11 protein-coding genes are annotated in these 11,674 nt (G+C 53.9%); 1 reads left to right on the top strand and 10 read right to left on the bottom strand.

The features are described from left to right. Window positions 1-12: 12 nt before the first annotated feature. The 10 genes from FN808_RS15565 to FN808_RS15610 all read right to left on the bottom strand — a co-directional run bounded on the left by FN808_RS15565 (window position 13) and on the right by FN808_RS15610 (window position 10,794). On the bottom strand, window positions 13-1,896 hold the full coding sequence (locus FN808_RS15565; RefSeq protein WP_142715536.1) for an NADH-quinone oxidoreductase subunit 5 family protein: 1,884 nt from the start codon (window positions 1,894-1,896) through the stop codon (window positions 13-15). A gap of 114 nt (window positions 1,897-2,010) precedes the next feature. After that, complete coding sequence (gene nuoK, locus FN808_RS15570) at window positions 2,011-2,316, bottom strand: NADH-quinone oxidoreductase subunit NuoK (RefSeq protein WP_142715537.1); 306 nt, start codon at window positions 2,314-2,316, stop codon at window positions 2,011-2,013. Window position 2,317: 1 nt separating this feature from the next. After that, complete coding sequence (locus FN808_RS15575) at window positions 2,318-2,842, bottom strand: NADH-quinone oxidoreductase subunit J family protein (RefSeq protein ID WP_142715538.1); 525 nt, start codon at window positions 2,840-2,842, stop codon at window positions 2,318-2,320. Continuing rightward, entirely contained in the window at window positions 2,839-3,741 is a 903-nt protein-coding gene (locus FN808_RS15580) for a complex I subunit 1 family protein (protein ID WP_142715539.1), read from the bottom strand. Before FN808_RS15580 ends, FN808_RS15575 begins: the two co-directional genes overlap by 4 nt. After that, window positions 3,742-5,730 (bottom strand): NADH-quinone oxidoreductase subunit D-related protein, encoded by a 1,989-nt coding sequence (locus FN808_RS15585; RefSeq protein ID WP_142715540.1) that lies wholly within the window; start codon window positions 5,728-5,730, stop codon window positions 3,742-3,744. It lies immediately after the preceding gene. A 3-nt stretch (window positions 5,731-5,733) separates the two neighbouring features. Further along, window positions 5,734-6,096 (bottom strand): NADH-quinone oxidoreductase subunit A, encoded by a 363-nt coding sequence (locus FN808_RS15590; protein WP_142715541.1) that lies wholly within the window; start codon window positions 6,094-6,096, stop codon window positions 5,734-5,736. 121 nt (window positions 6,097-6,217) lie between these two features. Further along, window positions 6,218-7,792 (bottom strand): multicopper oxidase family protein, encoded by a 1,575-nt coding sequence (locus tag FN808_RS15595; protein WP_142715542.1) that lies wholly within the window; start codon window positions 7,790-7,792, stop codon window positions 6,218-6,220. A 29-nt stretch (window positions 7,793-7,821) separates the two neighbouring features. Continuing rightward, a complete protein-coding gene (locus FN808_RS15600; protein WP_221930077.1) occupies window positions 7,822-8,037 on the bottom strand; it encodes an SHOCT domain-containing protein in 216 nt (71 codons plus the stop codon). 138 nt (window positions 8,038-8,175) lie between these two features. Then, complete coding sequence (locus tag FN808_RS15605; RefSeq protein WP_246068375.1) at window positions 8,176-8,934, bottom strand: copper resistance protein B; 759 nt, start codon at window positions 8,932-8,934, stop codon at window positions 8,176-8,178. A 63-nt stretch (window positions 8,935-8,997) separates the two neighbouring features. Beyond that, window positions 8,998-10,794, bottom strand: coding sequence for a copper resistance system multicopper oxidase (locus FN808_RS15610; RefSeq protein ID WP_142715544.1), 1,797 nt, complete (start codon window positions 10,792-10,794; stop codon window positions 8,998-9,000). A 156-nt stretch (window positions 10,795-10,950) separates the two neighbouring features. Between FN808_RS15610 and FN808_RS15615 the strand changes: the two genes are divergently transcribed. Continuing rightward, on the top strand, window positions 10,951-11,673 hold the full coding sequence (locus FN808_RS15615) for a response regulator transcription factor (protein ID WP_142715545.1): 723 nt from the start codon (window positions 10,951-10,953) through the stop codon (window positions 11,671-11,673). Window position 11,674 lies beyond the last annotated feature (1 nt).

An 11,674-nucleotide genomic window follows, 5' to 3' on the forward strand; every position in this document is an offset into this window, starting at 1 on the left:
GTTGTAACAGATTTACATTAGGATTAAAAACATCAACGCGACAAAGACCACCAGTCCCCAGACCGACCACAGCAGCTCGCGGTGCACCAGTCCTGATTGGATCCGACGCCCGTAGCGGCCCAGCGCCTGCACCTTTGCGACCAAAAAGGCAATCAGTCTGTCAATACCGCGCTCGTCGGAGCGCCGGGACCAGTTGCCCAGCCGTAGCCCAAACTTTCCGAATCCAAACACGCCCCGGTGAAGCAGCCCATCGGAGACTCCCGCCGCTTCTGACAGCTTCAGGGCCGAGCGTCCGGCCTGCAAAACAACCCGGTGAATGCTCTCATCAATCCGCCTGCAACGCCGGGCCAGTTGCATCACGGGACGGTTCACCAAGACGTGGTATCCTCCGGCCAACGGATAGTTGTTTCGGATAAACTTCACAGCGGAGTGGTGGTACGTTTTTCCCGCCATCAGCCAGCCGGCGACAAGGCCGGCCAGCGCCGCCAGCAATCCGCCGATTTGGGCTGCTTGGGCTTTGGGAAGGGTAAAACCTGCCATCTCCATCATATTGTGCAGCAAAAAGCCGCCGCCTATGACAAAAACCAGCATGGCAAGTAAGCCGCCTTGCATCCATCGAAGGCCCCGGGAATTTTGAATTTCTCCGGCTTCGCCCTTCCATAAAATGCCCAGCGCGCGGCTCATATACATGGCCGTCAACAGCGCGCCTCCCAAGGCCGCGAGGAAATACCACTCCGGCAGCGATGATTGCAGCCCCGCCGCAAGCACGCCGTCTTTGGAAAAATAGCCGACAAAGGGGGGAATACCGGCCAGCGCCACGGCAGCCACCCCGAAGCCGGTAAAGGTGACTTTTAACTTTTTGCCCGCGCCAGTTAATTGTTCAAACTGGGTGGAGCCCGCCCCGTGCTGCCAGATGCCCGCTCCCAAAAAGAGACTGCTTTTCATGAACGCGTGCGCCACCAGGTGGGCCAGCGCTGCGCCCGGCGACCCGGCCCCGATAGCCAGCACCATAAAGCCCAGCTGACTGGAGGAGGAGGCGGCGAGCATTTCTTTGATATCATCGGAAAAAATAGCGGTCAATCCGGTCATTAATATTGTGATCCCGCCCACCGCACCGATCCAGACCAGCATCCCGGGCGAAAACAGGGGAAAAGCCTTGATCAGCAGCACGATCCCGGCCGCCACCATGGTAGCGGAGTGCAGCAGCGCCGAGACGGGCGTAGGGCCTTTCATCGCGGCCGCCAGCCAGCTTTGGAAGGGCACCTGGGCCGACTTGCCCGCCGCGGCCAACAGCAGCGCGAGCGCGCCCACTTGCGAGAGGCTTGCCTGCGGGACTTCGGCAATTTTGCTGGAGCCGCTGCCGAGGATAATCACAAAGACCCCGATATATAATCCTAAATCCGCAAAACGGTTGATCAAAAAAACCTTGTTGGCGGCCCGGCCAGTTTCGGCATTCCAGTGCTTGGTGCTGATAAGCAGGTACGAACAAAAACCCAGCACCTCCCAGGCAATGACAAAAAGAATCCAGTCGCCTGCAAACAGCAGCAGTTGCATAGCCCCTAAAAAGAGCGAGATGCTACTCCAGAAGCGCCATTTCCCTTTCTGCTCCCCCATATAACCGATGGCGTAAAGAAAAATGAGCGTCGCTACGAGCCCCACCACCAGCGAGAGGAGCCCGTTCAGGTAGCTTACTTCCAGCCGGAAGGGCAGCCCGGGGAATCCGGCAAAGCTCCAGGAAGCGGCAAAGCCGCCGGCGACGCTCCAAAAGAGGGCGGCAGATGCACCCGTGGAAATCGCTGCCCCGGCCAGTGATACGTAGCCCTCTTTTTTGCCACCAAACAGCGTCCACAGACTTGCTGCGGCGGGGGCGAGGAATATGAGTAATAAATAAATCATGTTTTTACAATAAGCTTATGTCAAAGTCTTAAACCGCCGAATAATGAACAAGGAATGTCCAATTTTGAAGTCTCTTTCTTCATTCGTTATTCCTTGTTGGACATTCGATATTTTTCATCCTTTCATATCAGCCGATTCTTCGGATTCGATGGAGCCTTTGGTCCGAAAGCGCTGCGTGCCGATAGCAAAGCCGACAGCCGCCTCCAGGGCCATCACCGTCATTACCACCAGCACAAACATCTGGATGGAATAGGACTCCGGGTGCAAGTAGCGCCAGAAAGCGACCAAGTTCACCATGACGGCGCCCAGCATCAGCTCTACGCCCATCATGATCATCACCAGGTTGGTCTGGCTCAGCGCCCCGTACAGGCCAATGCCGAAGAGGATGGTTCCGATAATAAGGGCGACCGTTAAAACCATATCAGTGCTCCTTTTGATTGTTGTTGTGAATAATCAACGCCGTGGCCAGGGCGGCGACCATGGCGGTCAGGATTGACGTGCCGGCCGATTCAAAGATCATCATCGAGCGTTGCATCACTTCCATGCCCAAATCGTGGTTTTGCTGCGCCGGAGCGGGTGCCGCCGGAACGATATCGCCCCAATTTGTGAGCAGAATCACCCCCAGCGCCAGTCCGCCCGTCACGACCGCTGCCACGATGGACGGTTTTTCCTGGTGGGTCATGTCCATCTGGCCCAGCCCGCCGGGATCCATCATATACATCATCATAAATATGGCCATGATGCTCATCTCTGTACCCATCATCATAATCTGCAGCACGCCCAGGAATTCCGCCTCCATCACCAGAAACATCCCGCCGATCGCCACCATCGAGGCCAGCAGGGAAAAGGCCGAGCGCACCATCGAGTTGGTGCGGAACACCCGCCAACCGAACCAGATGGCGATCAGGCCAATGACCATTAATAATGTGATTTGCAGTTCCATCATAGCAGCAATTGAATTCCCACTTGCACAATATTAAACAGGGCGGCCGGCACGGCGTACTTCCAACCCCACTCCAGCAGGTGATCGTGGCGGATACGCGGCAACCAGCGGCCCACCCAGAAGAAGGAGGCCGCTACCAGCGCTGTTTTAATGAACGTCCACACAAAATCGGGCAGCCAGGGGCCGAGCCATCCGCCCAAAAAGAAGACGGTTACGGCCAGCGCGAGCGTCAGAACCAGCAGCAAGCGGCCCAGGCGGAACAAAATTTTACGCGCCCCGGTGAACTCCGCCCAGGCTCCGCCCGCCAGCTCGCCTTCGGCCACCGGCAGATCAAAGGGCGGCAGAAAGGCCATGGCCATCACCGCGAAGTAGAACAGCAGAAAACCCACCGGCTGGTAGATAATGTTCCAGAGCGGCGCTTGCGAGCGTACTACTTCCAGCATCCCCATCGACTCGGCCCGCATGACGGCCGCGGTAATGGCCATCACTACCGCCATGGAATAGGCGATGAGCTGTGCCATGGCGCGCCAGCCGCCAATCATGCCGTAGGCGCCGTTGGCTGACCAGCCCGCCATGATAAGTGAAACCATGATATAGACCAGCGCGGCGTTGATAAAGAGCGCAGCGGTACCCAGATCAAGCAAAATAGTTCCTTGGGCAAAGGGCAGGATGGCGACCGCCAGCAGCACTACGGCGATGAAAATAATCGGCGTGGCTTCATAAAAAACGGTGTCGTAGCGGCGGGTACGGATTTCTTCCTGTCCGAAAGCCCGCAAGAATGCATGAAGCGGCCCGGCCCAGTCGAGGCGCCCGCTAAACGACCAGCGCTCCATCAGGGCCACAAAATAGACTCCTGCTGCAAACAGAATGATAATCGCCGTCCACGTTAATGCTGTACTCATCTATTTCACCTCCGGACTTTTGAGTCCGACTTCCCACGGGGAAATATCCAGCGAGACAATCTGCACCAGCGCGTCCGACAGCTCCGCTTCTTCGCTGAGCGTCGGCACCAGGGCGGCCAGCGCTTGGGCGGGCGTTTCCAATTGCAGCTGCTTTACCACTCCTTTTTTTACTGAGATCGCAAGGGACAGGGTACCCCGCGGACTTTCAAGCTGCGCCGAGCCTGAACCGGAGCCGGACAAATCAACCGTATTCCTTTCTTGTTGTTGGTCGGCCTTGTTAATCAACGCAAAGCTTTGCTCAATCTCATCCAGGCGCACCAGCAGCCGTCCCCAGCCGTTGTTCTCCTCTTTGATGACCGGCTCCCAGCCCAAATCCCGGTACTGCTTTTGCTGCGAGCGCAGATCCTGTTTGATTCCCGCGGCTTTGGCCACCGGTCCCGACAGGTGATGCAGCAGGGGGTCGGGAATGATTCCTCCGACGCTTAATTTCGTTTGCAAATATAGCATGGACCGGATCTGATTTAGAAAAGCGATCAGTTTTTTAGATGATATATCTTTGGTGCGGTGAAGCACATGCCCCCGCGCGGCCTGTCGGTGCATCCATTCGTTGCCTACTGTTTTGGCAAAGGTGGCCAGCCAGTTCAGATGGCTGGCAATGCGTTCGTTTTCCAGAGCACAAAGTTCATTAGATAAAATCGAATCATCATTGCCAAAAGCGTTTGTCAGGGCTTTTTTTGCCAGCAGCCGGTACGTTTGGGGCGTCAACGGGTTGAGCCCCGCCAGCAGATCGGGCAGTTCGGTTGCCTCAAGCGGCAAGAGCTCTTCAAAAGAACGGGCGGTGAGATCATCTTCCACCCGGGCTTCGATGACGGTATCACCGTCCAGTTCCATGAATACTGACAACCCGCCGGGCAGGCCGGGGTGAAAGGGCCCGAAGTAGACCTCACTACGGTTCATCGGCAGCCCGTCCCTCGGTCGCGGAAGGTCTTTGGTCATCGCCACCATCGACATAAAGTCCATATCACCGTGGTCGTGTCCGCCGTGGCCGTGGCCTGCGTGGTTATGTTCATGCTCATCCTGCCCATGTGCGTGTTCTCCATGATCGTGATGTTGATGGCCCTTATGTGCACTATGGGAACCGTGCTGATGGCTTTCGTGGCTGTGCTTGTCCGGTGTTCCATGGCAGTCTTTACTGTCCCCGGCTTCGGTATCATCAGAATGGTTATGATCGTGATTTTTATGGCTTCCGTGGCTATGGTTGTGTCCTCCATCGGCTTTACCCTGCTGATGGGTGGAATGGTCGTGGCCTTCATGATCGCCGTGGCCGTGATGATGGTCGTGTCCGCCGTGATTGTGATTATGACCCTTTTCGTTCTCATGATCACCGTGATCGTGATTATTATGACCGCCATGTCCGTCATGTGATTCGTGCGATCCATGATCTTCTTCGTGTCCATGCTCATGCTCTTTATGATCGTGCTCACCTTCATCCCCGTTTCCGTGATTATGGTGATGATGTGCATGTCCGCCGTTTTCCGAATCTTCAGCCATATTCACCAGAAACTCCGGCGTCCAGGGCTCGGCGTCTTCACTCCAGGCGTGATGTTGAAACAGTTCCTGAATTTCGGGGAGTGCATCCTCAAGGAAATTATTAGCTAATGCAACATGAAGATCGGGCTTGGGAAGATAAGGGAGCGACTCCGGGCCGGCCACCACCAGTACGCGGGGACGCGGAATCTGCTGGTAGGCCACGGCTGCTTTTTGCGCCAGCGGGTCGGGCAGGTTCCCCATTACCAGCAGCACGTTAGCTTCGCGCGGGTTGGGAGCGATGATGAAGTCTGAGTCCAATTCATTTTGATACATCCTTAAAATATCCGCACCCGGCACCGGAAAAATACAGATATCCTTGGCTGAGGCCTTGGCCATCCAGCGCCTCAGCCCGCTCATCTTGCCCTTGCGGGCCCCGTATGTCATTACCGGTTTGCTCATAAACTATTGTCGTTTAAGTCCGCTTTGCGTCCAGGTGTAAATGAGTCCCAAAAACAGGATGCCCAGGAAAAAACCCATATCCAGTAGGGCGACAAGTCCCAGTTCCTTGTACACTACCGCCCAGGGATACATATAGGCCATCTCCATATCAAAGGCCAGAAAGAGCAGTGCAAAACCGTAGTAGTGTACGTGGTAGCGATTCCAGGCCGGCTCGGGCGACGGATGGCCGCTCTGGGCCGGCATATCCTTGCCGGGCTCATCCACCGTCTCACCCAGCGAACGCTTGATGAGATAAATCATCCACGCCAGCCCCGCCGTGGCCACCAGCATGCCGAACAGGATGATGTATTGCTGCAGTGGTTGCATTATTTCATTCTTTAATTGTTATGGAACATATTATGATCCGAATTTTTGATTAAAGCAACCCATAAACTTGGTATCAACCTGTCTCAAACATCCTCCGCGACTAAAGGCGCGTCCTTTATTTTTAGGTAATTTCAAAATTCGCCATCATGCCGTTGTCTTCATGCTCCAGGTTGTGGCAGTGAAATACGTACAGGCCTTTGGGGGCATCAAATTTGGTAAGCACGCGCACGGTTTCGCCGGCGCCGACCAGCACGGTATCTTTCCAGCCGCGCTCGTGCGGGGATAGCTCTCCGCCGCTGCGCTCCAGCACGTTAAATTGCGTAGCATGAATATGCATCGGGTGCGGCATCGGCATCATCGTATTATTGGTGAATTCCCATACTTCAAGTGCACCTTGGGGCACTTTCTGGTCCACGCGCATCATCTCAAAAAACTTTCCGTTGATGGCCGGCCCCTGCATCATCTCCATCGTCAGGTTGATACGCCGGCTCCGGTCGGCAGCTGATGCGTCAGGATAGGATCGTTTTGCCAACCTTCCGGGGAGTTCAAACTCCTCCTGCTTTTCTTTTGCGATTCTGAACTCAAGGATATCTGCCTCTCCACCAGATGTGCTGCCTCGACGGTCCCGATCGCCCATCATTCCCTGCATGCCCCTGCGGCTTTGCCGGCCATTCATCATCCCGCCATTTCTGTTTCCATCCATCATATCCATCATTCCGCCATTTCTGTTTCCATCCATCATATCCATCATTCCGCCACCCCCGTTCTGCGCTTCGGCCTGCATACGCACTTTTTGACCCTTCTCATAACGACTGAAATCGACGAGCAGGTCGGCCCGTTCGCCGGGAGCTAACATAACAGAGGATATCTCATGCGGTTGCTCCAGCAGCCCGCCGTCACCACCAATCACATGAAAAGCGTGTCCATCGCTGAACGAGAAATCCAGAATACGGGCGTTGGACCCGTTGAGCAGCCGCAGCCGGTGCCAGTTTGTGCTTACCTTATGATACGGAGCGGGGCGGCCATTCACCAGCAGCGTATTGCCAAAGAAACCCATCATGCGATCCATCCTGCCGATATTATAGGTTAACTGCCCGCTGCTGTTAAACTGCTTATCCTGCACGATCAGCGGCAGCTCGCGGTCCCCGGAGGGCAAGCCCAACGCCTGCTCCTCGTCGTCTTCCACGATAAAAAAGCCACCCAGTCCCCGATATACCTGCGGACCGGTCAGCTGATCAGGATGCGGGTGATACCAGTAGGTCCCGGCCCGCTGATCGACGTTGAACCGGTAGTTATAGTTTTGGCCGGGCTGGACTGCATCTTTGGGGTGCCCGTCCATGGCGGGCGGCACGATGAGCCCGTGCCAGTGAAGGATGCTTTCCTGGGTAATACGATTTTGAAAATTGATATTCAGCGACTGGCCCCGCTTAATGCGTATCGTCGGACTCGGCAGGGCGCCGTTCAAGGTATAAATATCCGAAGGCGCATCACCGGCCAGCGTTTTTTGAGTGGATTCGGCCACCAGCTCGAAGTCGTTGGCTCGGATCTCTTCCGGAAATACCAGCGGCTGAGTGAACGCATTTTGAGGCAGCACAAAGCCCTCTTTAGCTTCCGAGCTACACGCCAGAAGCGCCGACGGCAGAGTTGCTACTGCGCTGCCGAGGCCAAGATATTTCAGGAATTTTTTGCGATCCATGCCATTTTACTTTTGAAGTTAACCTTTTTTCACTCCAGCAGATCCTTTTTCTTTTCCTTGAATTCTTCTTTGCTGATTTCTCCTTTGGCATACCGCTCTTTTAAAATATCCAGCGCTGATTTCTGTGGCGGTGGCGAACCGGTTGGGGTGGCATAGCGCACCAGCAGTACAATAGCTGCAATGATAATAACCCACCAGAGGATCATCATCCACCAGCCGCCGCCCATTCCGTCAAACATATGCATAAATAGTCACCGTTAGGTTTGTTTTGATTGTCGATTTGGTTCAAGGTTTATAATTAAGGTAAAAATTTCCACTGAATATGGTGTTAAAGAATTATGGCTATTTGTTGTGTTATTTTTATGGCTTAGCCATACAGTCGGTTAAAACCACATGCGAACGCCGCCGAGCAAACTCAGGTTACTCACATGTCCGCCTTCAGCGCGAGCCATATCGGCGGTTTCGCCCAGCTTGCGTTCCCAGTTGATGCCGATATAGGGAGCAAATTCCCGGACGAACTCGTAACGGAGCCGGAAGCCGAGCCCGATGTCGTTAAATCCGGATCCGACGCCCCATTCCGGAACATCCTGCAGGGCCACACTGGTTTCGAAGATCGGCTGACCGATCAGTCGTTGCGTAAATAGTAGGTCATACTCCGCTTCCAATGAGGCCGAAATATCACCGTCCTCGCTGACAAACATACCGCCATCAACGTGGAAGAAATAGGGGGCCATGCCTTGCAGGCCAATTACCGCAAAACCTCTGGACTTGTTGCCCCCATCTTCATAGGCCAGGTCGTATCTTATTCCTCCCTGAATGTCAAAATAAGGACCAATGGCCCGACTGTAGAGGCCCTGGAATTCCATTTCGGCTTCGCTCTCGGTGGTCAGCGCTTCGCCGTGAGATTTAAACCATAATTTGTTCAGATCTTTGCCTACATACCCTTGCACTTCCCACATCAGGGGATTGACGCCGCTAACGCTGCGGTACTCCAACTTTTCAGCAATCAGATAGACGTAGGTTTTATCGTCCATCATCAAGTCGTTGCTGAACTCAGGTGCTTTTTGGGCAAAGGCCGAACTGCCGGTGATTATGATGATAGCGAAAATAGTGAGAATGAATGATGAGGTGCGTTTAATCATGGTCATTATGGTGCAATTTTGTATGTCAGAAAGAATTCGTTCGTTAAGGCTCGTTGGATGTACTTACGAATAGTCCTGTCCGTAGATGCTGCCGTCTTCGTCGGCCACCTGGACCACGCGAAACATGCCGCGTTCCATGTGGTAGAGGATGTGGCAGTGGAAGGCCCAACGCCCTTTGTCACGTGGCGTAATGAGGGCCGAAATCCGCTGCGCAGGTTGTACGAGCAGGGTATGCTGGCGGGGATTGTATTGCCCGTTTCCGTTTTCCAGCTCCATCCACATGCCGTGTAGGTGAATCGGGTGTTCCATCATGGTGTCATTGACCAGCGTGAGCCGGAGCCGCTCGTTGTGGGTAAATTCAATGGGACCATCCACTTCATGAAACTGCTCGCCGTCGAACGACCACATGTAGCGTTCCATATTGCCGGTTAGGTGTAGTTCTACTTCACGCTGGGCATCGCGGGTGTCTTTGTTGGGACGCAGGCTTTTTAGATCGTTATAGACCAGTACTTTTCGTCCGTCGTTGCCAAGACCAATACCGGGTTCATCGAGCCGGTCAAACTGGTTTTGGGCAACGGCCGCTGCCCCCGGCCCGTGCTTGTCGGGGCCGTGTTTTACGGGGGTCTTCTTCATGGCCGGCATTTGCATATCGCTATGATCCATATCTCCGTGGTTCATATCGCCATGGTCCATACCCTCCATGTCGCCCATAGCCATCATCATGCCCATGTCTCTCATGCTGCGTTTGGGACGGGGGCGAAGCTCAGGTACCGGCGCTTCCATCCCTTCGCGCGGCGCAAGTGTGCCACGGGCGTAGCCACTACGGTCCAGGGATTCGGCAAAAATGGTATAGGGTTTTTCTTCTTTGGGTTCGACAATCACGTCATAAGTCTCAGCAATACCGATACGGAATTCTTCGATGGGTACCGCCTCCACATTTTGGCCGTCGGCGGCTACCACCGTCATCTCCAGGCCGGGAATGCGAACATCAAAGGCCGTGGTCCCGGCAGAAGCATTGATAAATCGCAGGCGCACTTTTTCACCTTTTTTGAACAAGGCGTTCCAGTTAGAATTGGGACCACGTCCATTCATCAGATACGTATAGGTCGCACTGGTTACATCCAGCAGATCCGTGGCGCTCATCCGCATCTTGCCAAAGGAGAGATAATCCTTAACAGCATTACCAAACCCATCTTCTTTGACATCATTGATAAATTCTCCGAGGTCTCGCTTCTGATAATTATAGTACCCTTCCTGCTTCACGCTGTGTGCCAATACGTCGTGGGGATCTTCAAAGGTCCAGTCGGAGAGTACGATCGGGTACTCACGGTCGTATTCGACCGGATCTTCATCGGCCGGGTCGATAATCATGGGACCGTAATGGCCGAGCTGTTCCTGCAGGCCCGAGTGGCTGTGATACCAGTAGGTACCACTCTGTCGCACTGGATAGCGATATTCAAAGGTTTCACCGGGGGCGATGCCGTCAAAACTAACGCCAGGTACGCCATCCATCTGGAAAGGCAACAGGATTCCGTGCCAGTGGATAGAAGTCGTATCATCCAGCTTGTTGGTTACTCGAAGCAGTACGTCTTGCCCTTCTTTGAGGCGAATGAGCGGGGCAGGTACCGTTCCATTAATACCGATGGCTTCTCCTCGCTTTCCATCGATCTGGTGTGCCATTTTGCCGATGGTCAGATCAATAACGTTGTCCGGTCCCTGGGGAGTGAGTACGTTTTCGTTTGTGGTGTTAAATCCGCCAAGGGCATAACCTGGCAAGATGGAGCTTACTCCTGCAAATGCCGCCATTGAGGCGGTATAACGTAGAAAGCGACGGCGTGTCATGTTATTATCTTCACTCATAGCTGGTTATATGTCCTCTTTTATTCAGTGTTATAGCAATATGATTCTGAGATAGTGCCGCAATATAAGGGGTAAACCTTAAATCAAGCTTAAAACATTATTGGTCAGCATCTTTTATCTTTAGGTCGTTATTTAAATAATCAGAAAGTTAGTAGTATGTGGATATTATTAGTCGAAGATGAAAAACAGCTTGCCCGTTCCCTCAAGCGTGGACTGGAAGAAGAAGGGCATGTAGTGGAAGTGATGCACGACGGAGAGGAGGCTGAGCTGCAGGGACTGGTCAATGATTACGACATGGTGATCCTGGACTGGCGGTTGCCCCATCGGGACGGCAAGCAAATTCTGGAGCATTGGCGGGCGGAAGAGCGGACCTTCCCCGTTCTCATGCTAACGGCCCTGGGGGATTTGGATCACAAAGTGTCAGGCCTTGATGCGGGCGCCGATGATTATATGGGCAAGCCGTTTTCGTTTGAAGAGCTGCTGGCCCGCGTTCGGGCATTGGGACGACGGTCCTCGGAGATGCAGAACGATGAGGTGGTCTCGGTAGGGCCCATTGAGTTGGATGCGCGCAAACACTGGGTAAAAGTATGCGGTATTAAGCGTTCGCTCAGGCCCAAAGAATTTATTCTGTTGGAACTGTTGCTTGGAGAGCCGGAAACGGTGTTTTCAAAGACGCAATTAGCCGAGCGGGTCTGGGGCTCGGCCTACCACGTGAGCGATAACACCATTGAAGCTACAATTTCAACACTGCGCCAGAAGTTGGCCGAATCGTTTGATGAATGCGGGAAAATATTCTTGGAGGATCATTCTCAGGTGATTGAAACGATTCGGGGTGCAGGGTATCGACTACATAGTGACCTAATTAACAACAATGAGTAGC

Origin of the sequence: Fodinibius sediminis, assembly GCF_900182555.1 — a bacterium.
Lineage (GTDB): Bacteria > Bacteroidota > Rhodothermia > Balneolales > Balneolaceae > Fodinibius > Fodinibius sediminis.